Raw genomic sequence first — 23,738 nt, forward strand, 5'->3', positions numbered from 1 at the left:
GATGACCGTTGAGTCGACACAGCCTGATCTCCGCCGGCACCTCGTTACCGCGCTGCGCACGATCGAGCAGCTGGAGGAGAAGCTCTCCACCAGCCGCGACGCGTGGCTCGACGAGCCGGTTGCCCTCGTCGGCATGGGATGCCGCTTCCCTGGCAATGCCCACTCCCCGGAGGCGTTCTGGGAGCTGCTGCACAACGGCGTGGACGCCACGGGGGAGTTCCCCCTCGAACGCGCCGACGCCCGGCCCTTCCACGACGAGGACCGCACCGCGTGCGGGAAGGCGTACACCACCCGGGGGGCCTTCCTGGACCGCGTGGACCGGTTCGAGCCCGAGGTGTTCGGCATCTCGCCGCGCGAAGCGCTCGGAATGGACCCGCAGCACCGGATCGCCCTGGAGGTGACCTGGGAAGCGCTGGAGCGCGCGGGATACGCCCCGGACAGCCTGGACGGCAGCCGCACCGGTGTCTTCTTCGGGATCAGCACCACCGACTACGTACGGATGCGTCAGCAGATCGGCGCCATCGAGGACGTCGACGCCTATCAGCTCGTCGGCGAACCGAGCTTCCTCGCCGGGCGGATCTCCTACACGCTCGGTCTGCGCGGGCCGAGCCAGGTCCTGGACACCGCCTGCTCGTCCTCGCTCGTCGCACTGCACCAGGCATGCCAGGCACTGCGCCTGCGCCACTGCGACACCGCGCTGGCGGGCGGGGTGAACCTGCTGCTTTCGCCGTACGGGTTCGTGCTGATGAGCAAGTTCCAGGCGCTGTCACCCGACGGCCGGTGCAAGACGTTCTCCGCCGACGCGGACGGGTACGCGCGCGGCGAGGGCGCCGCGGTCGTCGTGCTGCGGCGGCTCGCCGACGCGCTGACCTCCGGGGACAACATCCTCGCCGTCGTACGCGGCACCGCGGTCAACCACGACGGCCGTTCCAGCGGTCTGACCGTGCCGAATCCCGCCGCGCAGCAGGACATGCTCACCGCCGCGCTCGCGCAGGCCGGGGTCGAGCCGCATGAGGTGGACTACGTCGAGGCGCACGGCACCGGTACCCCGCTCGGCGACCCGATCGAGCTGCGCGCGCTCGATGCCGTGCTCGGCAGGGGAAGGGCGAAGCAGGAAGCGCTGCTGGTCGGTTCGGTGAAGACCAACATCGGCCATCTGGAGCCCGTCGCCGGTCTCGCGGGCCTCATCAAGACCGTGCTTGCCATCCAGCACGGGGAGATCCCACCGAGCCTCCACTTCAACAAGCCCAACCCGAACGTGGACTGGGACCGGCTGCGCGTCGAGGTCACCGGCACCGGGCGGCCCTGGCCCGAGCGGGGACGGGCCCGGATCGGCGGGGTAAGCAGCTTCGGGGTCACCGGTACGAACGCGCACGCCGTCGTCGTGTCGGCGCCGCCCCTGCCATCCGCCGCCACCACCGAGCCGTCCGGCGGCGGCCGCCCGCACGGCCTCTTCCTCGCCTCGGCCCGCACCGAGGCCGCACTGCGCGAGCTCGCCGAGGACTACGTACGCCATCTGCGCCGCGAACCGGACCTGTCCCTCGCCGACCTGTGCTACACGACCCATGTCGGCCGCGCCCAGCAGGCCACCGGGATCACCGCCGCCGTCTCGTCCGTGGACGAGCTGGCGGACACCCTCGAGGAGTATGCCGCGGGCCGTCCCACCCCCGCGCTCGCCGCCGGCACGCTCCCGCCGCACAAGTACCGCAAGACGGCCTGGCTGTTCAGCGGACAGGGCACGCAGTACGCCGGTATGGGCCGGGGACTTCTCACCGAGCCCGCGTTCGCCGCGGCGTTCGAGGAGGCGGCCGCGGCGCTCGACCCGGGCCTCGACCGGCCGCTTGGTGAGATGATCTGGCCCGCCGAAGGGCAGGACAGCCCGATCGACGACACCGGCTGCACCCAACCCGCGCTGTTCGCCCTGGAGTACGCGCTGGGGAAGCTGCTCATGTCCTGGGGCCTGCGCCCGGCCGCGCTCGCCGGGCACAGCGTCGGGGAGATCACTGCGGCATGCCTGGGAGGTGTGTTCGGCCTCGCCGACGCCGCGAAGCTCGTCACCGCACGGGCCCGGCTGATGGCGGAGCTGCCCAAGGGCGGAGTGATGGTCGCGCTGCGCTGCGACGAGGCCACGGTGGCCGCGGCGATCGAGCCGCACGCCGAGAGGGTGGCGATCGCCGCGGTCAACGGCCCGGAGGAGGTGGTGATCTCCGGCGCGCAGTCCGAGGTGGCGGCGGTGCGGGCGGCGCTGGGGAGACGGGGAATCACCGCCCGTGCGCTCACCGTCTCGCACGCCTTCCACTCCCCGCTGATGGAGCCCGTGGCCGAACGCTTCCGCGAGGCCCTGGCGGAGCTCTCGTACGCCCCTCCCACCATCCCGATCATCTCCGACGTCACCGGCAGGCACTGGACGGACGCCGAGGTCGGCCCGGAATACTGGGTGCGCCACGCGCTCGGCACCGTCCGCTTCGCGGACGCGCTCGCCACCCTGCACGACGACGGTTTCCGTACGTTCTGCGAGATCGGCCCGGCACCGGTCCTGTCCGCGCTGGGCGCGCGCTGCCTGGGGGACGAGGGCACCTTCGTGCCGACCCTGCGCCGGGGAGCGAACGACCGGCAGCAGGTGCTGCACGCGGTGGGAACGCTGCGGCTGCACGGCGCGCGCCTCGACTGGGAGGCGTTCCACCGGGGCGAGTCCGTACGCCGGGTGCCGCTGCCGACCACGCCTTGGCGGGGCGACTCGTACTGGTTCACGGAGGTGGGGCCCGCCGTGGTCGCAGCCGGGACGGCTGGGCCCGCTGACGTGGTCGCCGTCCCCGGAATACCGGGGGTGCGCGGCCGGGTGCGCGGTGCCGTGCCGGCGTACGAACTCGACCTGGACGCCGAGCACTGGGCGGCGCTCGTCCACAAGGACAGGGACGGCAGGCCGCTCTTGGCGTCCGGAGCGCTGGCGGGTGCCGCGCTCGCCGTGGCCGAGGACCACCTGGGTGGCCGGTTCCACCGAGTGGAGGAGCTGGTCGCCATCGAGCCGGTGCCGCTCGACGCGGACCGCGCGGTGCAGATCGTGGTCGTCCCGGCGAACGACGGCCGGGTGCGCTGCGAGTACCGCAGCATCTCCGCGACGGAGGAGGCCGCCGGCGCGCCCTGGCGGCTGCACGCCCACTGCGTCCTCGGGCGCCGGGCCTCCGTCCGGGCCGCGGAGGGACCATCCGAGCCCCCCGGCAGCCTCGACGCCACCCGCTACGGCCGCACGCTCCGGATCGCGCGGGACACACTGTCCGGGAGCCTGGCCGCCGCGCTCGACCAGGTCCTCGACGGTGACGACGGGGTGTTGCTCGCCCTGGACGGGAAGGGCGGCCGGGCCGAGGTGGTGGACGCCGCCGTGACGGCGGCCTCGTTGGCCGCGGACCAGGGGCGCCGGGACGGCACGGCGCAGCCGGGAGTCGCGCGGCGGGTGGCCGGTCTGGCCTGTGCCGCGCCCGAGGCGGTCCGGTATGTGCGGGCCCGGCGCGTCCCCGGAGCCGGCCCGGTCCCCGGAGCTGGCCCGGTCCCCGGAGCTGGCCCGGTCCCCGGAGCCGGCGAGGCGGTCCCCGGAGCCGGCGAGGCGGTCCCCGGAGCCGGCGAGGCGGTCCCCGGAGCCGGCGAGGCGGCCCCCGGAGCCGGCGAGGCGGCCCCCGGAGCCGGCCCGGTCCCCGGAGCCGGCGAGGCGGCCACCGGAACCGGCGAGGCGGTCGCCGTCGTCGACTTCTACGCCGAGGACGGCTCACGCATCGGCGGAGCCGACGAGGTCCACATCCTCGGCGTCCGGCACGTTCCGCCCGCCCCCGCGCGGTGGCGCGATCCGGGTGAGCTGCTGTACGACGCCACCTGGCAGCGCCTGGCCGACCCCCTCGATATGCGGTCGGCGCCGCGTGGCGGCGCGCCGGAACCGGTGGCGGGCGAGGACTTTCTGCTGCTCGCCCGGCCCGGCTTCGCCGACCGGCTCGCCGCCGAGCTGCGTGAGCGCGGCGCCCGCGCCGTGGTGAAGCCCCCGCCGCTGCGGGAGGGCGACGACGGCTCCGCTCCCGACCCGGGGGCGCTGAGGAAGCTGGTCTCCGCCTGGCGTGCCCAGGCGGAGCGACCGGGCCGGATCCTGGTGCTGACGGGGCTGGACGCGCCTCGGCTCGACCAGACCGACGCCTGGGATCTGGAAGAGTACGCCGCACGGGCCGATCTGCTCACCGTCTCGGTCGTGCAGGAGCTCCTCTCGCGGACCGACTGCGACCGGACCCGGGTCACCCTGGTCACCCGGGGGGCGATGGCGGCCCGCGCGGGCGACGAGGTGCGGGCTGCCGCCGCGCACACCCTGTGGGGCCTGGGCCGGGTCATCGCGCTCGAACACCCGGACCGGTGGGGCGGTTCGATCGACCTGGACCCGCGGCGAAGCGACCAGGACGCCGACCGGCTGATCGCGGCGCTGGCCCGCACGGACAAGGAGGACGAGCAGGCGCTGCGCGACGGCGACGTGTATGTCGGGCGCCTCGTCGCCCGGCAGCCCGACCCGGGCGAGTTGCGGCGCACCCCGCAGGTCCGGCCGGACGGCACCTATCTGATCACCGGTGCCTTCGGCGCCATCGGCCTGGCGCTCGCGCGCTGGCTGGCCGGGGCCGGGGCCGGCCGCCTGGTGCTGCTCGGCCGCACTCGCCTCCCGGACCGGGCTGCCTGGTCGGGGGAGCTGCCCCCGTCCGCGCGCACGCGCGTGGAGGCGGTGCGCGAGCTGGAGCGACTGGGCGCGCAGGTCTCGGTCGTCACGGCGGACGTCGCCGACGAGGGCGCGATGATCAAGGTCTTTCAGGAGCTGGAGAACGGTCCGTTGCCGTTGCGCGGTGTCGTGCACGCCGCCGGTGTCTCACTGCCCCAGTACGTCAGGGACGCGGACGCCGAGAGCTACCGCAAGGTATGGCGGCCGAAGGTGCTGGGCGGATGGCTGGTCCACCAGCTGTCCCGTAGCGCCGAGCTGGACTTCTTCCTCGCCTTTTCCTCCATCGCGGCCACCTGGGGCTCGCAGCATCTGGCCGCCTACTCGGCCGGCAACGCGTTCCTCGACGGTCTCGCCCACCACCGCAGGGCTCTGGGCCTGCCCGCGCTGACCGTGGCCTGGGGACCGTGGGAGCTGGCTTCCGGCCTCTTCGACGACGAGGTGGCGGCCTTCCTCGCCTCCACCGGCCTCTTCCCGCTCTCCGGTCCGCAGTGTCTGAGCCTCCTCGGCGGGCTGCTCGGCTCCGACCGCGCCCACCAGGTGGTCTGCGCGGTCTCGTGGCCGAGGTACAAGCCGGTGATGGAGGCCAGGATCGAGCGGCCGATGCTGCGCACCATCGCACTGCCGGACGACGAGGACGCCCTGGGCGGTGAGAGCGGGCTTGTCGAGTCGCTGCTCGCGGATGGCGCGCGGCCGCCGCGGCGGGAACGGCTCACCGGGTTCCTGCGAGACACCGTGGCGGAGGTGGCCGGTGTCCAGGCGGAGGGCATCGACACCGATGCCGACGTCCTGGCCCTTGGCCTGGACTCGCTGATGGTGATGGACGTGGTACGCCGATGCAAGCAGCACTTGCGGCTGACCATCCGGGCGAGTCAGCTGTTCGAGCGCACCACCCTCGCCGAGTGGACCGATCTCGTGGACACCGAGTTCACCCGAACGCACGGGATCTGCGAGGAGCAGCCCGGCACTTCCGACGTGTCGGGCACCGCCGGACCGGAGGCCGACCCCACCGACCCCGCCTGGATCCGGACGGACGTCACGCTCGACCCGTCGATACGGCCGGCCGACGGGTACGCCGAGGTGCCGGACGAGCTCCGTCATGTGCTGCTCACCGGCGCCACCGGCTTCGTCGGCGCGCACCTGCTCGACGCCCTGCTCCGCCGGACCAGGGCGACCGTGCACTGCCTGGTGCGCTGCACGGACGCGAAGGACGGTCTGCACCGGATCCGGGCGAACCTCAAGCGGTATCTGACCTTGCCCAAGGGCGCGGCGTCACGAATCATCGTCGTACCGGGCGACCTGGAGGAGCCGCTGCTCGGCCTGGACCAGCGGACCTTCGACGAGTTGGGCGACCTGCTCGACGGTATCTTCCACAACGGAGCGTGGGTCAACTTCAGTCACACCTACGACCGGCTCCGCGCGGCGAACCTGGCCGGTACCGAGGAGATCCTGCGCCTGTCCTGCCACGGCCGGCCCACCCCCGTGCACCACATCTCCACCTACGGCATCTGGGGCGTCCCGGCCGAAGGCCGGAGGGTGATCCACGAGGACGACGACATCGCCGGTGCCGGGAAGCTGGTCACCGGCTATGTGCAGACCAAGTGGGCAGCCGAGCGGCTGGTCGGGCTGGGGCGGGAGCGCGGTATCCCCATCGACGTCTACCGCCCGGGCCGGGTACTCGGCGACTCACGCACCGGCGCCGCGCTCACCACGCACTTCACCACCCGGGTGATCAAGGGCTGTGTCCAGCTCGGCCTGGTCCCGGAACTGGACTTCGACATCGAGATGACGCCCATCGACTACGTCGCCTCGGCCCTGGTCGCGATCGCCACCGGCACGAAGCCGCTCGGCGTCACCTACCACCTGGTCAACCGCCGCACACTGCCCTTCGCCACGCTCGCCGAGGTGCTGTCCCACAGGTATCCGGTCCACACCGTACCGGTCGACCAGTGGTGGGAGGCGCTGCGGGCCTCCTACGGCGAACGGGAGAACGAACTGCATCCCGTGATGGACGTCGTGGAGGCGTTCGTCGTCGGCGGCGAGGAGGCGGTCGACTACGACGACGAGAACACGAGGGCGGCCCTGGCGGGGACGGGGATCGTCTGTCCGCCGCTGGACGAGCGGTTGCTCGACACGTATCTCGGCTGGATGACGCGCACCGGCTACCTGCCCGAACCGGTGGCGCACACCTCAGTGATGACGGAGGAACAGCGATGACGGACAAGCCCCCGCAACCGCGGGACCGCGCGCAGGAGCGCGAGTCGAAGGCGGCATTCCCCCAGTACGACGTGGCCGTGCTGGGCAGCCACCTCACCGCCGACCTCCTCGCCGCGATTCTCGCCCGGCACGGCGCCCGGGTGGTGCTGGTCGATGCGCCGGGCGACCGTGCCGGACCCACGGGCGAGACCACCGTGCCGTACACGTCCGAGGTGTTCACGCTGCTGGCGGAGCGGTTCAAGGTGCCCGAGATCGCGACGTTCGCACACTTCACGGACCTGCCCGAGGAGGTGCGCAGGACCAGCGGCATCAAGCGGAGTTTGGGCTTCATCTACCACGACGAGGGCCTCGAGCACGACCCGCGCAAGGCCGTCCAGTTCAATGTCCCCGGAGAGCACACCGAGTGGCATCTGTACCGTCCTCAGGTGGACGAGTACGCCCGGAAGATCGCCGAGCGGTACGGTGCGCACACCGACGAGTCCCGGCGGGTGCTCACCGGGGCCACGATGGACGCGGAGGGCGCCACCCTCACGCTCGCCGGGGGCATGACCGTGACCGCCCGATACGTGGTGGACGCGTCCGGTCCCGACTCCCCCTTCCTCGCCCGCACGGCTGCCGCTCATGACGGCTCCGGCCCCATGCCGGTCCGCTCCCGCCTGCTTTCGGCACACTTCAGCGGGGTGCGGGCGTTCGAGCAGGTGGTCCCACCCGACCGCCATCCGGGAGCCTCCCCGTGGTCGCACGGCACGCTCCACCACGTCTTCGACGGAGGCTGGATTCAGATTGTCGACTTCCGCAACCACCGCACCTCCGGGAACGTGCTGTGCAGCGTCACCGCCAGCATGTGTCCCGAGCGGTTCAGGGACCTGCCGGACGACCCGGACGCGGCCTTCCGGGCACTGATCTCCCGCTATCCGAGCATCGCCGCGCAGTTCACCACCTCGGTCACCGCCACCGCGTGGGTGAGTGAACCGGTCTGGCAGCGGCGGACCGGGCGGACCTCGGGACCTGGGTGGCTCGCGATCGACCGGGCGGCCGTCCGCGCCGAAGAGGTGCTGGCCAGGGACGTGACCGTCGGCATGGAGATCGTGCACGCCACCGCCGCCGGATTGCTGCGTGTCCTTGCCGACCCGGCCCGCGAGGCCGAGGAGTTCTCCCGGATCGCCGCGTTCCAGGCGCGCCTGATCGACTACAACGACGACCTCCAGCTGGCCCTGCGCACGGCGAGCCGCCACTTCCAGCTGTTCAACGCCTTTCTGCGGGTCTGGCTGCTGTGGCAAATCCTCGCCGACATGTCGCTGAAGCGGGCGCGGATGGAGTGCGGCGACGGCCCCGGCGGGTCCTGGGCGGCGGTGGAAGAGACTGACTCCGAGCTGTGGTTTCGCACACCGAAGGGCCTGAGGCGTGCGCTGCGGTACCTCTTCACGAAACTCGGCGCCGTCCGCGCCGACGAGGCCGCGGCGATCGACGCGGCGCGCGACATCTTCGGCTGGCTCAGGAAGGAGCGGTTCGTCCCCCCGCTCTACCGCTTCGGCGACCCGAGGGCCCGGGTGTACACGTTCACCTTCTGGCGCCGGATCCAGATGCTGTTGTGGGTCAAGACGCTCGCGCCCGCGGAGTTCAAGCGGTTGCTGACGCGCGACAACGTCACCGGCCGCAGGCAAGCGGCACCCTCCTCACCCGCCGCCGTGCCGGCCGGCCCGGTGACCACCCGCCCTCCCCGGCACCCCGTGCGTTCCGCGACCAGGGGAAGGAGTGGCCGGTCATGAGCCCCGCCGATCAAGCCGTGACGCCTGTGACAGGGGGAGTGGCCGGATGAACCTGGCCGGCACCCCGGTGCAACCCATCCCAGGGCACGCCCTTTTGATCTTTCTCCTCCAAGTGGGGCTGCTGCTCGTGCTGGCGATGTCGCTGGGGCGGCTCGCCCAGCGCGTGGGCATGCCGGCCATAGTGGGGGAGCTGTCCGCAGGCGTGCTTGTCGGCCCCTCGCTGCTCACCATCGTCGCCCCTGGCGTGTCGGGCTGGCTCTTTCCTCGCGACGCCGCCCAGATGCACCTGCTGGATGCCGTCGGGCAGATCGGCGTACTGCTCCTGGTCGGGTTCACCGGGATGCATCTGGATCTGCAACTGGTCAGCAGGCATGGCAGGAGAGCGGCCACCGTCAGCGCCGCCGGCCTGCTCGTGCCGCTCGGGCTCGGTATCTGGCTGGGCTTCATGCTGCCCGCCGAGCTGCGTGCACCAGGCGCCGACTCCACCGTCTTCGCGCTCTTCGTCGGCGTGGCGATGTGCGTGAGCGCGATCCCGGTGATCGCCCGGACGCTGATCGACATGAAGCTCATCCACCGGAACGTCGGCCAGATGATCCTGGTGGCCGGGAGCATCGATGATGCCTTCGGCTGGATCATGGTCTCGGTGGTGGCCGCGATGGCCACCACGGGGGTGGAGGCCGGCCGGGTGTTGCTCTCCGTGGGGTACCTGGCGCTGCTCATCCTCTTCGCGGCCACGATCGGCCGGGTCGTGGTACGCGCGGTGCTGCGCGCGGCGCACCGGTCCGGGGAGCGCGGCCGCCCCCTCGCCGCCGCCGTCGTCCTGATCATCCTGTCGTCGGCGGGCACCCATGCGATGGGCCTGGAGGCGGTCTTCGGCGCGTTCGTCTGCGGCATCGTCATCGGCACGTGCAAGGACGTCGAGGCGGCGCGGCTGGAGCCGTTGAACACCACGGTGCTGTGGGTCTTGGCGCCGCTGTTCTTCGCCACGGCCGGGCTGCGGATGGACCTCAGCGCGCTCGCCGATCCGCAGATCTCCGCGTGGGCGCTCGCGGTCGTGGTGGTCGCGGTCGTCGGCAAGTTCGTGGGCGCTTTCGCCGGCGCACTCACCGGTCGGATGAACCGGTGGGAGGCGCTGGCGGTCGGCGCGGGGATGAACGCCCGTGGCGTGATCGAGGTGATCATCGCGATGGTCGGGGTCAGACTCGGCCTGCTCAGCACGGAGATGTACAGCATCGTCGTCCTGGTAGCGGTGCTTACCTCCGTCATGGCCCCGCCCCTGCTGCGTACGGCCATGAAACGGATCGAGCGCACGGCCGATGAGGAGCTTCGCGAGCACAAGGTGCTGGCGCTGCAAGGTCTGGAAGCCGGCCGCAAGGACTCCCTGTAGCCCCATGGCACCCACGCGACACCCACGCGGCACCCACGTCACCTAGCCCGACACCAGCGCGACATCAACGGAGGGGTTTATGCACTTCGACTGGAGCGCCGAGCAGCAGGCGGCGTACGAGGCCATGCTCGCGGCGGTGCGCGAGGAGTTCCCCGGGCCGGTGCGCGATGGCCCCTTCAGCCGCAAGGACTGGCTGGTGCTCGGCGGACTCGGTCTGCTCGGGCTGAGCGTCCCGGCCGAGTACGGCGGCGGGGGCCTGGGCGCCCTCGACACCGCGCACCGGGTCGAGGCGTTCGGCCGCGGCTGCCCGGACACCGGGATCGTCTTCGCCGCGAGCGCCCACTTGTTCGCCTGCGCCATGCCGCTCGTGGGGTTCGCCGGCGCGGCCGCCAAGAAGCGCTTCCTGCCCGGCATGGCCTCGGGCGAGCTGGTGGCGGGCAACGCGATGACGGAGGAGGAGGCGGGTTCCGACGTCTCCCGGCTGGCCACGACCGCCACCGAGGTGCCCGGCGGTTTCATCCTCAACGGCACCAAGAGCTTTGTCAGCAACGGGCCGGAGGCCGACGTCTTCATCACCTACGCGACCACGGACCCCAGCCTCGGGCACCTCGGGATCACCGGGTTCGTGGTGGCGCGGGAGACCGAGGGCCTGTACGTCGGCGGACCGCACGCGAAAATGGGCCTGCGGTCTGTCCCGGCGGGACCGGTGACGTTCGAGGACTGCTTCGTGCCCGAGGAGCAGGTGCTCGGGGTGCCGGGCCAGGGCGGGGCGATCTTCCAGCACTCGATGAGCTGGGAGCGCGCCTGCCTGTTCGCCGGGTACGTCGGCCTGCTCGACCGGGTGCTGGAACAGTCCGTGGAACACGCCCGCTCCAGGAAGCAGTTCGGGGCGCCGATCGGCACCTACCAGTCGGTGTCCAACCGCGTCGCGGACATGAAACTGCGGCTGGAGGGCGCCCGGCTGCTGATGTACAGCGCCTGTTGGCAGATGGACCAGGGCAGACCCTCCCCGATCGGCACCGCCCTGTCCAAGCTGGCCGTATCGCAGGCCGCGGTCGCCAACGCGCTGGACGCGGTCGCCGTCTTCGGCGGGCGCGGCTATCTGCGCGAATGCGGTGTCGAGTCGGTGCTGCGCGACTCGGTACCCACCACGATCTTCTCCGGAACCTCGGACATCCAGCGGCTCGTCATCGCAAAGGAGCTCGGTCTGTGAGACTTCACCAACTCGTGATCGACTCGGCCCGCATCGCCCCGCGGGCGCTCGCCGTGGCCGGACCCGACGGAACGCTCAGCTACGACCAGCTCAACCGGCTGGCCGGCCGGTACGCCTCCGCACTGCGGGCGAACGGCGTGGGCGCGGGGGACCGGGTCGTCATATGGACCGGCAAGAGCGTGCACGCCGTCGCCGCGATGCAGGGCGCACTGCGCGCTGGTGCCGTCTACGTGCCGGTCGCCGCATCCAGCCCGGCCGCCAGGGTGGCCCGTATCGCGGCTGACTGCTCGGCCTCGCTCACCACCGTCGACCCGGGGCTCGCGGCCCGGGTGGACACGCTGCGGCGGACCCCGGGCGTGCCCGCCCTCGGCCTTCTTGACCTGCTCGACGAGGGTGAGGAGTCGCCCCGGGCCGGCCCGTACGAGAACCGCCCGGACGACTTGGCGTACATTCTCTACACCTCCGGTTCCACGGGTGACCCCAAGGGCGTCTGCCTCAGCCACCGCAACGCGCTCGCGTTCGTGGACTGGGCCGTGCGGACGCTGCACATGACCTCCGCCGACCGGCTGTCCAACCATGCGCCGTTCAACTTCGACCTCTCCGTGTTCGACCTGTACGCCGCGTTCCGGGCGGGAGCCTCGGTGCACCTCATCCCGCCCGAGCTCTCCTACGCCCCCGTGGAACTGGTGCGATTTCTGCGGGAGCGGGACATCTCGGTGTGGTACTCGGTGCCCTCGGCGCTGACGCTGATGATGCGCGAGGGCGGTCTGCTGGAAGGCGAGCCGCCCATGGCGCTGCGTGCCTGCGTCTTCGCCGGGGAGCCGTTCCCCACCGGCCAGGTCACGGAGGTGCGCAAGGCCTGGCCGGGGGTGCGCATGCTCAACTGGTACGGACCCACCGAGACCAACGTCTGCACGTCCTACGAAGTCGGCGAGTCCGACGTCGGCCGTACGGGCTCGCTGCCCATCGGGAAGGCGTCCTGTGGCGACACGGTGCGGCTGGACCCTCCGGGAGGCGAGGGGGAGATCGTGGTGAGCGGCCCCACCGTGATGCTCGGCTATTGGGGCGGGCCACCGCAGCGGGGCCCCTACCGCACCGGTGACATCGGGAGGCTCGACACCGACGGCAACCTGCTCTACGTCGGGCGACGCGATCACATGGTGAAGGTGCGCGGCAACCGGATCGAGCTGGGCGAGATCGAGGCCGCCATCAGCGCCCTACCCGGTGTGGCCGATGTAGCGGTGGTCGTGGTCGGCTCGGGCCTGTCGGCGCGGCTGCACGCCGTGCTCGTACCGGCCAGAGGCCCAGAGGTGACGCTGCTCGACCTCAAGCGCCACTGTGCCGGGCGACTGCCCACCTACATGATCGTGGACGCCGTGCATCGCGTGAAATCCCTGATGCTCACCGGCAACGGAAAGAAGGACCGCCCCGCCATGGTGGCAGCCATAGAACGGAGCGAACTGTGACCCCCCATGCCTCACCGCCGCGCATCAGCCAGGATGCCACCACGCTCCCCTCGGTCGACGGCGCCCGGTTCCGCACGCTGATGGGCTCACTGATGAGCGGCGTGAGCATCCTCACCACGGCACGTGCGGACAACACCCCGATAGGCATGACCTGCTCGGCCGTATGCAGTGTCTCCGCGGAACCGCCTCTGCTGCTGGCCTGCGTGCAGACGCCGAGCAGCACGCTGGAGGCCATCACCGACCGCGGCAGCTTCGCCGTCAACTTCCTGGACGCCGAGGCCAACGGCACCTCCGACCTGTTCGCCGGCCGGGTTCCCGACAAGTTCGCCGAGATTGAGTGGTGCCTGAGCGAGCTGACGGGGACGCCCCTGCTCGGCAGCAGCGTCGCGCACGCCGAATGCGCGGTCCACAGGCTTGTCGAGGCCGGTGACCACGTCATCGTGCTGGGCCGGATCGTGGCAGGGGAGGCGAGGCCCGACCGCTTTCCGCTCGGCTATTGGCGCGGCTGCTACACCCGGACGCTGAGGATACGGAGGCGCGGCGGTAAGCGGCGCTGAGCCCGACGGTGTGGTTGCTCGGCTGTGATCAGTTGGTGTGATCAGGGCGTGTGACCACTCGGCCCCGGCCGGAGGAGGATGGCGCGGTCCACCTCCGGCCGATGGCGCAACGCCGGTTTCCAGCCCTGCTAGTGAGGCTGGAGACGGAAGCAGCTGCCGCCTCGGCGGGGGAGATAGGTCTCCCGCAGCCGTATCGGGACGCCGGTCGAGGAGACGCGGTAGGTGGACAGGTAGCCGCCCCGCCCGCCGATGATCAGACACACCATGTTGGCCGGGGAGCGCTCCACGGTCATGGCCCGGGGCACATCCGGCAGGTCAACTGCCGCGCCGACCTGATCGCCGGTTGCGTAGTCGTAGGTGTGCAGCTCGCCCTCGTCGCAGGCGAGGTGGACCAGTCCGTTGGCGCAGGCGGCGGCAATCGTGGCGCAGGGTTGCCCACCCCAGCGCCGCGAGACGGTGTCCTGGCCAGGGGCAACCTCCAACAAGCCTGCGGCGCAGGAGACGTAGACGGCGCCGTCCTGGGACCAGATCCGTTCCGGAGGAGCCTTGGTATCGATCCACCACAGTTCGTCGGCGGCGTTCGCCGCGAAGGCGCACACCACCCCGTCCCGGTTGCCCAGGATCCGCTCTCCTGCCGGTCCGTAGGCCGCGGCGGAGAGCGGCACCCCGTCGAGCGAGAGACAGGCGAGTGGTTCACCCGTCGCCGCGTCCAGCTCCACGGCACCGACGCCGGTGGCGACCAGCACGCGTTCGTGGTCGGCGGAGACCGCGAGCTCGAAGCCGGTGTCGTCGAGCGGCGCGTGCCAGATCAGCTTGCCGCCGGCGTCGGCGCAGAAGACCACATTCTTCTGCCCGATTCCGAGATATCCGTCGGGTGTTCCGGCCAGCTGGCGGATGACTCCGAAACGGCTCGCGTGGTGTGCCGATGGGAGCAACGTGGGACCGCCCACGAGGGCATGCCGGACGTCGAGGACCGCGACGCCGTCGTCGGTGCCGCAGTAGAGCCTTCGAGGCTCGTCCACGGCCGGGGCGAGGGCCCAGGCACTCTGGCGCGACATCGGTGCGCGTGCCTGGACGCAGTCGAGGGCAGAGTCGATCTTGACGAGCTCGTTGGAGAGGGTGAGGAGGAAGAGGCTGCCGTCCCGCCCCACGGCGAGATCGGTCAGCTGGTTCGGGAACCCGCCGATATTCCTGACCAGTCGCGGTGTGGGATCGGTGTTGTCGACGACGTGGATGACGCCTTCGGGGCCTCCCGCGTACGCCGTGGCGTAGTCAGGTGAGAACTTGAGGAAGCTCAGTTCGTAGCGGGAGAACGGGATCTCGCACTCCACGGCTCCGTCGAGCGTCACGATGACCACCCCGCCGCGGAGCCCGGACCGCTCCTCGCCAACGCGTTCCACGGCCCAGAACCGGTCGTGGTGGGCGTCGTAGCGGATCTGCTGAACGCGTCCGCATTCGACGGTGGCGGCGACGGGGAACGCGGGGGTGGCCAGAGAGCCCAGGAAGATCCGCCCGAGCCGGTCCACCATCGTATGGACACTCGGGTGCTCCGTGCAGCAGTGCAGGCTCGCGCTGTCGCCGGCGAGCGAGGGAATCACCGTCTCGATGGAGAACGTCTCGATGTCCACCACGACCAGGTGTCCGCGGTGGTCGGTGGTATAGATCCGCCCGTTCCACGCGGTCAGGTCCGCGCCGCCCACCGTGTCGGGAACCGTTTCGGATGTGCCGTCGCACATCGTTTGCAGGTTGAGTCGTCCGACCGGATGCAGGGTGTCCAGGGACCACTTCGTGAGGTTGCCCCGGCGGTCCTTGCCCACCACCCATCTGCCGGTCGCCAGCATGCCGCGGATGGGAGCTCCGCCGTGTACGGCCGGTGAGGATAACTGCGGCAGTAGGTTGTCATCCAGGAGATGCACCTGCCCCGCGCTGTCTGCGGCGAGTAGCCCCCTTTCATCTACATAGTTGATACGGGTTAAGCAAACCGCGATGTCCATGCAACGCCCCCCGTGATTCGCATTGCGGTGCTACGCTCCTGTGTACGCATGGTGCGTGTCCCGTTCTGTGAGAGCCCGGGGAACACCACGGTAGTCGTGAGGGGCCGCACGCGAGTACGCACGGACACCGCTTGGAGTCCCCCGTCCAAGGTGCGGGCGCCGGCGCGACGACCGCAAGCACAAGCCTGCCCTCCCCAGCCCAGAGTGAAGCAAGCTCCGATTAAGACTTCGCTGCCCTTTGGTAAAATATCCTCTTATCCTGTGTCCAGCCCCGGAGTTGCCAGGCCGCGGGCGAGGCCGCGTAGGGCCTTGAGACCGGTGTCTCTCGGCGATGGTGATCACGGTCGAGCGCTGCCGCGGCACCCGGTCATCATCGCGCACGCAACACGTGTATGGCATGAGCTTGCCATGAGGCGGCTCACCTCCGCCGGTGCGGAGAGGACGACAGCGACCCGCCATGTGTGAAACCCGCGGCGTGCAACCAGCGTCACCACTCTCCCACTGCACATCCTCCACCCCGGCGCGGCCGCGGTGTTCCCGCACCGAGGCGGACACTTGATCGCCGCCGGTCCGGCGTCGCCTGACCCCCGCCCCTCCGGGCGGCACCCATAGGTGAGGGGGTGTCGCCACGGCGTCTTGGTCTAGACCGCTGCTACCGTCGCCGCGCAACCGGTATCGGCGGAAGGGCAGTGCGGTGGGTACGACAGGCACGGGACAACGGGCGTACATCGGGTCGTTCACCTCGGAGGGCGGTGCCGGAATCACCGTCGCCGACGTCGACGCCCACACGGGCGCGTTGCGCGTCCGCCACTCCACGGACGCGGTCGCCAACCCCTCGTATCTCACGCTCGCGCCCGGCGGCGAGATCCTCTACGCCGTCAGCGAGACCGGCGACGGCTCGGCCGCCGCTCTCCGCGTGGCCGACCCGGACGCCCCGCCCGCACTGCTCGGCGAACCCGTGCCCGTCCGCGGCGCCGACCCCACTCATCTCGCGCTCGTCGACGGGCAGCTGTTCACCGCCAACTACGGCTCCGGCAGCGTCACGGTGCTCCCGGTGTCGGCCGACGGCCGGCTCGGGGAGCCGACGGCCGTACTACGGCATGCGGGCAGCGGGCCGCACACCGAGCGGCAGGAGGGGCCGCACGCGCACGCCGTGGTGCCCGATCCGTCGGGCAGCTGGGTCCTGGCCGTCGATCTGGGCGCGGACGCGGTCCGGGTGTACGAGCCCACCGGGCCCTGTCCGCACCGCGAGGTCCCGCTGCGTGCGGGCACGGGCCCGCGCCATCTCGCCTTCCATCCGCGCGGCGACCGCGCGTACATCATCAATGAGCTGGAACCGACGCTCGCGGTGTGCCGCTGGGATGCGGCGTCCGGCGTCCTCGAACCGATCGGCGAGACACCGGTCCTGCCGCGTGGCACGGACGTGGAGACCTTCCCCTCCGAGGTGGTGGTCTCGTCTGACGGCCGCTTCGTATGGACCGCCAACCGCGGCCACGACAGCATCACGACGCTCGCCCTGGATACGCCGGGCGACCGCATGGAGCTCGTCACCACCACCGCGTGCGGTGGCCACTGGCCGCGCGATCTGACCCTCGACCCCTCGGGCCGCCGCCTCTACGCGTCCAATCAGCGCTCGGGGGACGTCACCTGGTTCGACCTCGACCTCTCGACCGGGGTGCCCACCCGGGGCGGCTCGATCGAGGCGCCGGCGGCGTCCTGCGTGATCTTCGGCTGAGCGACGCATACGCGAAGGGGGCGGGTCATCCGCGCCGGATCGCCCGCCCCCTTCCCGCGAGTAGCGGGGTCAGCGCATCGCCGGGGACGCCTGCAGCGGGATGCCCAGCGCCTCCGCGTACTTCGCCAGCGCCAGCTTGCCGACGGCCGGGTACGCACCGAGCGCTTCGGCCGTGGCGCAGCCCGCCTCCTCGGCGGCGGCCGCGGTCAGCCCAGGGGAGACCTCGGGGCCGATGAGGTACGGCGCGAGCGCGAGCCGGGCGGAGCCGGCCGAGCGCAGCTGCTCGGCGACGCGGACGACGGCCCCGTCCTCGTCCAGCGCGGCGGCCATCACCGGCACGGCCAGACGCGCGGAGAGCAGCATGCCGGTGATGCCGGCAGCCTGCGTGGCCTCCCCGCCACCGACCGTGGCCAGGATGATGCCGTCCGCGGCGGTCGCCACCGTGAAGAGGCGGGCGCGGTCGGCGCGAGCCAGACCGGCTTCCGACAGACGCACGTGCAGGGCCTCGGCGAGCAGCGGGTGCGGGCCGAGGACACCGGTGAGTTCGGCGGCCGAGCCGCTGCCCATGACGGCCTGGCGTATCCGGCGCAGCGTCGCGTTGTCCGGGCCCGCGAGCAGCGGAACCACGACGGCCGCGGGGGCGTCGTGGGCGACGGTGGGCGCGGGCGGGACCTCCTCGACCACCTCGCCGGCGGCCTCGGCCTCGGCGACCAACGCCGCGGTCGCCTCCGCGGCGGCCCTGGCCGCGTCCTCCGCCTGCCGCAGGCGCTCGGGGCGCTCCTGGGCGGCGCGCGTGAGCATGGCCTCGAGCTGCGGGAACTCCTCGCCGTCGCCGTCCACGTAGCCGATCTGGGCGTCGAGACCCGGCAGCTCGGAGCGCGCGATGCTCACGACCTCCTCGGCCAGACTCCGGGTGCCGCCGTCCGGGGTGCCCGGGACGGCCAGCACCAGCGGAGGTACGCCGAGAGGCGCGGCCGCGGGGCCCGGTCGGCGGTGCCGTCCGGGCTGTCCGGGCTGTCCGGACTGGCGGGGACGCGGCATTCGTACTGGCAGGCCGGACGCGGGCCCAGTGGGGGAGCTCATGGCGCCGCATGTTAGTCGCTTCATGGGCTCGGCTGTTCGGGAGGGTGCGACTGGGTGTTATCTGTCCCCTTTTGCCGACTCCCGTTGTTCATTGATGCGCGCATAGCGGCCGAGGTTGTTCGAAGAACCGATAATCTGTCCGAAATATGATGTCGGATCACCGCTTATCGGGCAACGCTCAGCAGTCCTGGGTCACGCGGCAGCCGCAGCTCGCCCGCCGCGAGCGCCGCAGCCACGCACAGCGCGCCGTCCAGCGGATCCCCGGCGGCCTCGGTGACCGGGACCCCCGGCAGCCGCGCCGCCAACTCCGCACGCAGGGGCGTGAGAAGGGGGTCGCCGATGCGGAACAGGCCACCGGCGAGCCCCACCTCGCTCGCCTCCAGCCGCGGACAGACCGCCTCCGCGGCCTGGGCGATATGCCGGGCCGCGTCCCGCAGGATCGCCTCGGCGACGGGATCCGCGACCGGGTTCACGAGCGGATCCGCGACGGCGCACCGGGCGACCTCGGGTGCGAAGGAGGCCAGCACGGCGGGCCGGTCCGGGCGCGGATACAGCTTCCCCGGCAGCTCACCGGGCGGTCCGAAGACGGCCTCCAGGCGGGCCAGCAGCGGCCGCGAGCCACCTTCGCGTCCGTCGTACGCGCGCATCGCCGCCTCCAGGCCCGCGCGGCCGATCCATGCGCCACCGCCGCAGTCGCCCAGCAGATGGCCCCAACCGTCGGCGCGCCGCCAGCCGCCCGGGCCCGTAGGCGCCGCGTCGTCCGTACGCGTGCGAACCGAGCCGTCCGCGCCGGTACGCGCCGAGTCGCCCGCGCCCGTGCCGGCCGGGCCCTCGGCGAAACCCTCGGGCACCGCGCCCAGGGCGATCAGTCCCGTGCCCGCCGCGACCACCGCGCCCGGCCGCTGTCCCAGCGCCCCCGCGTAGGCGGTCACCGCATCGGCCGCCAGGGCGAGTCGTGTGACGCCGAAGGCGTCCGCGAGCGCGCCCGGCAGGGTCGCGCGCAGATCGTCGCCGAGCGTGGCCATCCCCGCCGCGCCGACACAGGCGGCGTCAAGGTGTCGCACCCCGGCCTCGCGCAGCAGCTCCCGGGCTGCCGGCAGGACCCGCGCCAGCAGGCCCTCCGCGTCGATGCCTCGGTCGCCGACGACGGCGGGAGTGGGAGAGGACCAGGTCAGCGGCTTCTCCACGGAACCGCTGAGCGCATCGGCGCTCGCCACACCCACCCGTACGCCGGACCCGCCCGAGTCGATCCCCAGTACATGCGTCGCACCGGTCATCGCATCGCCCACCGGCTCAGCCGAATCCGCGCGCGTCCTGCTTGAGCGCCGTGTCCACGGTCAGGGCGGTGGCCACGACCAGGCTCAGCAGGGGATCGGGCAGCTGGCGGTGAATCTGCAGCACATAGTTGTCCGCCGTCGTGAACATCGTCTTCGCGAGGCCCTCCCAGGTCTTGGTGATCCGGGCGATCTCGGTTTCCGTGTGGTCGACGATGGCGAAGTTCCAGGCGCGCCAGTTCTCCGCCTTGATGGCGCCGATCTGCTGGCCGTTGACGTGTATTCCGAAGTTGATCTTGCCGATGGCGTTCTGCTGGACGATCTCGCCGACCGGCTGGCCGTCCGGACGCGTCACCAGCACCTTGGACTTGATGAACTTCGCCGGGCGGGTGAGCACCAGATGCGGCTGCCCGTGAGCGTCGCGGATCTCCAGCTTGTGCGTCATGAACTGGTCGAGGCTGGAGACGAACCGCGCGACCTTCTTGAGCGTGCTCTGGCCGACCTGCACTACCGAACCGATGGTGCGGCCGTGCTGGTCGAAGACGCTGTACTCATTGGTCAGCTCGATCAGCTTGGCCTTCTGGTTCACCACCAGCACCGGCTCGGTGAACAGCGTGCCGCCGCCGCCCACCGTCGGGGCCACATGCGCCTGCTGCTGCACCTGGCGCTGGACCTTGGCCGGGTTGGGGTTGGGCGGCCCGGCCTGCTGCGCCGGGGCCTGCCCCGGCTGGCCGGCGTGGGTGTGCTCGGTCCACTGGGCACCGTCCCACCAACGCAGCTGGTTCGGGGTGCCCTGCGGGTCGACGTACCAGCCCGCAGGGGTGTTCGGATGTGTCGTCATGGCGGGCAGACTACCGCCCGCTCACCTGGAACGAAGCGCTCAGGGAAGGTGCCAGTCCACGGGTTGCGCTCCCTGCTGTACGAGCAGGTCGTTGGCGCGGCTGAACGGACGCGAACCGAAGAACCCCCGGTCGGCCGACATGGGGGAGGGGTGCGCGGACTCGACCGCCGGGAGGGCGCCCAGCAGCGGCCGCACGTTACGGGCGTCGCGGCCCCACAGGATGGACACCAGGGGGCGGCCACGCCCGGCCAGCGCCCGGATGGCCTGCTCGGTGACCTCTTCCCAGCCCTTGCCGCGGTGGGCGGCGGGGCGGCGCGGCGCCGTGGTGAGCGCTTTGTTGAGCAGCAGGACGCCCTGCTGGGTCCAGGGCGTCAGATCGCCGTTGGACGGGCGTGGCAGCCCGAGGTCGGTGTGCAGCTCCCGGTAGATGTTCTCCAGGCTGCCGGGCAGCGGCCGGACCTCGGGGGCCACCGAGAAGCTGAGCCCCACGGCGTGTCCCGGTGTCGGATAGGGGTCCTGACCGACGATCAGCACCTTGACCTCGTCGAAGGGCTGCTGGAAGGCGCGCAGCACATGCGGCCCGGCGGGCAGATAGGTACGGCCGGCCGCGATCTCGGCCCGCAGGAAGCCGCCCATCGCCGCGATGCGTTCTTCGACGGGCTCCAGCGCCTTGGCCCAGCCCGGTTCCACAATGTCTTTCAACGGTCGTGCTGCCACACCGCGTCACTCTAGTGGCTCAGCGTGTGGCCACGTGCCGTCTCAGGCGATCACGCTCAGCCCATCACGCTCAGCCCATCACGCTCAGCCGATCACGCTCAGCCCATCTCGCTCAGCTGATCTCGCTCAGCCGGTCACGCTCAGCCGATCACGCTCAGCCCATCTCGCTCAGCTGATCTCGCTCAGCCGGTCACGCTCAGCCCATCTCGCTCAGCTGATCTCGCTCAGCTGATCTCGCTCAGCCGATCACGCCCAGCCCATCTCGCTCAGCCCATCTCGCCCAGCCCATCTCGCCCAGCCCATCTCGCTCAGCCGATCACGGCCGCCCGGACGCACAGCACATCCGGGAGGTGGCGGGCGATCTGCCGCCAGCTCTCGCCTTCGTCCGCGCTCGCGTACACCTCCCCGTTGCGATTGCCGAAGTAGACCCCCGCCGGGTCCGCGTCATCCGTGCGCAGCGCGTCCCGCAGGACCACCCCGTAGTGGGGTTCGTCCGGCAGCCCGGCGCAGAGCTCATCCCAGGTGGAGCCGCCGTCCCCGGTCCGGTACACCCGGCAGCGGTAGTCCGGCGGATAGCGGTCCGAGCCGTCCACGACCGGGAAGACATAGGCCACGCCGCCGCGCTGCGGATGGGTGGCGACCGCGAACCCGAAGCCGGCAGGGAGCCCCTTGCCGGTCTCCGACCAGTGCGCCCCGCCGTCGTCGCTGCGGTACACCCCGCCGTGGTTCTGCAGATACAGCCGCTCGGGTGCGGCCGGATCCCGGGCGATCTTGTGGACGCACTGCCCGAACTCCGGATACGGATCGGGCAGGAAGTCCGCCTTGAGCCCGCTGTTGGACGGCGCCCAGCTCTCCCCGCCGTCCTCGGACCGGTACACCCCGCCGGACGACACGCCCACCATGACCGCCCCCGGGTCCCGCGGATCGGTGACGACCGTGTGGACCGCCTGGCCGCCGAATCCCGCGCCCCACTGGGGCCGTTGCGGATGCTCCCACAGGTTCCGTACGAACGAGAAGGTCTCCCCGCCGTCCTCGGAGCGGAACAGCGCGCCCGGCTGGGTGCCCGCCCAGACCACCTCGGGATCGGTGGGCTCGGCCGGATGCAGCTGCCACACCCGCTCCAGCGAGGTGTCGGTGCCCTCGGGAAACCTCACCGCGGGCCGGGCGGGTTCGAGCCAGGTGCGCCCGAGGTCGTCGGAGCGGAAGACGGACGGGCCCCAGTGCGAGCTGTCCGCGCCGACCAGCACCCTGGGGCGGGCGCGGCGGGTGTCGATGCCGATGGAGTAGACCGCCTGCATGGGGAAGTGCGGACCGGTGAAGTCCCAGGCATCGCCGCCGCTCCGGCGGCCGAGGAAAAGACCCTTGCGGGTGCCGACGGCGAGCAGGACATCGTCCATGACGGCTCACTCCTTTGGGCGTGAACGGAGGACGGGCAACGGGGGTGTGTCCGCCATCACAGAGTCTGCACCTTGCCACTGACAACGCCCCGGGAAGCGATCGGCGCTGCGCACTGTTGGCCCACAGTGTTGTACGAGAGGCGTCGTAATTTGACGATCGTCGTACTACGGCGTGTACCGTACAAGCGCAGTCGAGCCGGCTGCCCCGAGGTGAAACGGAGACGTTCATGAGTGCCCTCTTCGAGCCCTACGCCCTGCGGTCGCTGACCATCCCCAACCGCCTCTGGATGGCCCCCATGTGCCAGTACAGCGCGGAGTCGGGTGAGCGGGCCGGGGTCCCGCACGACTGGCACTTCGCCCACTACGCCGCCCGCGCCACCGGTGGTACGGGGCTGATCCTGACCGAGGCGACCGCCGTCTCGCCCGAGGGCCGGATCAGCCCCGGGGATCTCGGCATATGGAACGACACGCAGGTCGAGGCGTTCCGCCGGATCACCGCCTTTCTCAAGGGGCAGGGCACCGTCCCGGGTATCCAGATCGCCCATGCGGGCCGTAAGGCGTCCACCGACGCCCCCTGGCGGGGCGGCGCGCCGCTCGGTGCGGAGCAGCTGGGCTGGCAGGTGCAGGGCCCCAGCCCGGTCCCCTTCGACGAGGGCCACCCGGTGCCGGATGAACTGACGTCCCAACAGATCGACGAGATCGTCGCGCAGTTCGCGGATGCCGCGCGGCGCGCACTCGCGGCCGGCTTCGAGGTCGTGGAGGTCCACGGCGCCCATGGCTATCTGATCGGTCAGTTCCTCTCGCCGCACAGCAACCACCGCACCGACGGCTACGGCGGCTCCTTCGAGAACCGCGTCCGCTTCGCCCTGGAGGTCGTCGACGCGGTCCGCGCGGTCTGGCCGGACGAACTGCCGCTCTTCTTCCGCGTCTCGGCCACCGACTGGCTGGAGGAGAACGGCTGGTCGGTGGACGACACCGTCCGCCTCGCCGCGCTGCTGAAGGACCATGGCGTGGACCTGCTCGACGTCTCCAGCGGCGGCAACGCGGCCCAGGTGCGCATCCCGGTCGAGCCGGGCTACCAGGTGCCGTTCGCCGCGCGGGTGCGCCGGGAGACCGGGCTGCCGGTCGCCGCGGTCGGGCTGATCACCGAGGCCGAGCAGGCCGAGAAGATCGTCGCCAATGACGAGGCGGACGCCGTGCTGCTGGGCCGCGAGCTGCTGCGCGATCCGTACTTCGCCCGCCACGCCGCCCGGGAGCTGGGTGGCCGGGTGGCCGCTCCGGACCAGTACCACCGCGCGATCTGACCGAGCCGGCCGGCCCCCGCCGGCCGGGGCCGGCCGGGGCCGCGCGCGC

Annotated in this window: 14 protein-coding genes; 8 read left to right on the forward strand and 6 right to left on the reverse strand. The window is 71.6% G+C overall.

The genetic code is table 11. From position 1 onward, the window contains the following. Position 1: 1 nt before the first annotated feature. The 6 genes from ABZU99_RS18730 (at position 2) to ABZU99_RS18755 (ending at position 13,344) form a co-directional block, all read left to right on the forward strand. The gene (locus tag ABZU99_RS18730; protein ID WP_356049334.1) at positions 2 to 6,952 is read left to right on the forward strand and encodes a thioester reductase domain-containing protein; all 6,951 of its coding nucleotides are present in this window, start codon (positions 2 to 4) and stop codon (positions 6,950 to 6,952) included. After that, complete coding sequence (locus ABZU99_RS18735) at positions 6,949 to 8,721, forward strand: tryptophan 7-halogenase (RefSeq protein WP_356049336.1); 1,773 nt, start codon at positions 6,949 to 6,951, stop codon at positions 8,719 to 8,721. Before ABZU99_RS18730 ends, ABZU99_RS18735 begins: the two co-directional genes overlap by 4 nt. 46 nt (positions 8,722 to 8,767) lie before the next feature. Further along, a complete protein-coding gene (locus ABZU99_RS18740) occupies positions 8,768 to 10,108 on the forward strand; it encodes a cation:proton antiporter (protein ID WP_355945806.1) in 1,341 nt (446 codons plus the stop codon). 79 nt (positions 10,109 to 10,187) lie between these two features. Beyond that, positions 10,188 to 11,321: an acyl-CoA dehydrogenase family protein gene (locus tag ABZU99_RS18745; RefSeq protein ID WP_356049338.1), complete on the forward strand. Its 1,134-nt coding sequence runs from the start codon at positions 10,188 to 10,190 to the stop codon at positions 11,319 to 11,321. Next, positions 11,318 to 12,787: an amino acid adenylation domain-containing protein gene (locus ABZU99_RS18750; RefSeq protein ID WP_356049340.1), complete on the forward strand. Its 1,470-nt coding sequence runs from the start codon at positions 11,318 to 11,320 to the stop codon at positions 12,785 to 12,787. Before ABZU99_RS18745 ends, ABZU99_RS18750 begins: the two co-directional genes overlap by 4 nt. Beyond that, positions 12,784 to 13,344 (forward strand): flavin reductase family protein, encoded by a 561-nt coding sequence (locus tag ABZU99_RS18755; protein WP_356049341.1) that lies wholly within the window; start codon positions 12,784 to 12,786, stop codon positions 13,342 to 13,344. The genes ABZU99_RS18750 and ABZU99_RS18755 overlap by 4 nt, the downstream gene beginning before the upstream one ends. Before the next feature lie 128 nt (positions 13,345 to 13,472). Here the strand turns inward: ABZU99_RS18755 and ABZU99_RS18760 are convergent, their stop codons facing one another. After that, positions 13,473 to 15,185, reverse strand: coding sequence for a PQQ-binding-like beta-propeller repeat protein (locus tag ABZU99_RS18760; protein ID WP_356049343.1), 1,713 nt, complete (start codon positions 15,183 to 15,185; stop codon positions 13,473 to 13,475). Positions 15,186 to 16,032: 847 nt separating this feature from the next. Here ABZU99_RS18760 and ABZU99_RS18765 point away from each other — a divergent pair. Further along, entirely contained in the window at positions 16,033 to 17,073 is a 1,041-nt protein-coding gene (locus ABZU99_RS18765; RefSeq protein ID WP_355945818.1) for a lactonase family protein, read from the forward strand. Positions 17,074 to 17,142: 69 nt separating this feature from the next. On the opposite strand, the gene ABZU99_RS18770 is transcribed toward ABZU99_RS18765, so the two are convergent. The 5 genes from ABZU99_RS18770 to ABZU99_RS18790 all read right to left on the reverse strand — a co-directional run bounded on the left by ABZU99_RS18770 (position 17,143) and on the right by ABZU99_RS18790 (position 22,385). After that, the gene (locus ABZU99_RS18770) at positions 17,143 to 18,156 is read right to left on the reverse strand and encodes a hypothetical protein (RefSeq protein WP_355945821.1); all 1,014 of its coding nucleotides are present in this window, start codon (positions 18,154 to 18,156) and stop codon (positions 17,143 to 17,145) included. A 164-nt stretch (positions 18,157 to 18,320) separates the two neighbouring features. Beyond that, positions 18,321 to 19,433, reverse strand: a complete 1,113-nt coding sequence (locus ABZU99_RS18775; protein WP_356049349.1) for a BadF/BadG/BcrA/BcrD ATPase family protein — start codon at positions 19,431 to 19,433, stop codon at positions 18,321 to 18,323. A gap of 16 nt (positions 19,434 to 19,449) precedes the next feature. Further along, positions 19,450 to 20,271 carry a phospholipid scramblase-related protein gene (locus ABZU99_RS18780; RefSeq protein WP_356049351.1) on the reverse strand — a complete coding sequence of 274 codons (822 nt, stop codon included), beginning with the start codon at positions 20,269 to 20,271 and terminating at the stop codon, positions 19,450 to 19,452. 39 nt (positions 20,272 to 20,310) lie between these two features. Next, positions 20,311 to 20,988: a uracil-DNA glycosylase gene (locus ABZU99_RS18785; protein ID WP_356049353.1), complete on the reverse strand. Its 678-nt coding sequence runs from the start codon at positions 20,986 to 20,988 to the stop codon at positions 20,311 to 20,313. Positions 20,989 to 21,296: 308 nt separating this feature from the next. After that, positions 21,297 to 22,385, reverse strand: coding sequence for an exo-alpha-sialidase (locus ABZU99_RS18790; protein WP_356049355.1), 1,089 nt, complete (start codon positions 22,383 to 22,385; stop codon positions 21,297 to 21,299). Between the two features lie 227 nt (positions 22,386 to 22,612). Here ABZU99_RS18790 and ABZU99_RS18795 point away from each other — a divergent pair, with 227 nt between their 5' ends. Continuing rightward, entirely contained in the window at positions 22,613 to 23,689 is a 1,077-nt protein-coding gene (locus ABZU99_RS18795; RefSeq protein WP_356049357.1) for an NADH:flavin oxidoreductase/NADH oxidase, read from the forward strand. The last annotated feature ends 49 nt before the right edge of the window (positions 23,690 to 23,738 follow it).

This window comes from Streptomyces sp. NPDC005266 (genome assembly GCF_040607655.1).
Lineage (GTDB): Bacteria > Actinomycetota > Actinomycetes > Streptomycetales > Streptomycetaceae > Streptomyces.

Coding starts and splice junctions, on each gene's coding strand:
- ABZU99_RS18730 (WP_356049334.1), top strand. CDS start 2: ATGACCGTTGAGTCGACACAGCCTGATCTCCGCCGGCACCTCGTTACC.
- ABZU99_RS18735 (WP_356049336.1), top strand. CDS start 6,949: ATGACGGACAAGCCCCCGCAACCGCGGGACCGCGCGCAGGAGCGCGAG.
- ABZU99_RS18740 (WP_355945806.1), top strand. CDS start 8,768: ATGAACCTGGCCGGCACCCCGGTGCAACCCATCCCAGGGCACGCCCTT.
- ABZU99_RS18745 (WP_356049338.1), top strand. CDS start 10,188: ATGCACTTCGACTGGAGCGCCGAGCAGCAGGCGGCGTACGAGGCCATG.
- ABZU99_RS18760 (WP_356049343.1), bottom strand. CDS start 15,185: ATGCTGGCGACCGGCAGATGGGTGGTGGGCAAGGACCGCCGGGGCAAC.
- ABZU99_RS18770 (WP_355945821.1), bottom strand. CDS start 18,156: ATGAGCTCCCCCACTGGGCCCGCGTCCGGCCTGCCAGTACGAATGCCG.
- ABZU99_RS18775 (WP_356049349.1), bottom strand. CDS start 19,433: ATGACCGGTGCGACGCATGTACTGGGGATCGACTCGGGCGGGTCCGGC.
- ABZU99_RS18780 (WP_356049351.1), bottom strand. CDS start 20,271: ATGACGACACATCCGAACACCCCTGCGGGCTGGTACGTCGACCCGCAG.
- ABZU99_RS18790 (WP_356049355.1), bottom strand. CDS start 22,385: ATGGACGATGTCCTGCTCGCCGTCGGCACCCGCAAGGGTCTTTTCCTC.
- ABZU99_RS18795 (WP_356049357.1), top strand. CDS start 22,613: ATGAGTGCCCTCTTCGAGCCCTACGCCCTGCGGTCGCTGACCATCCCC.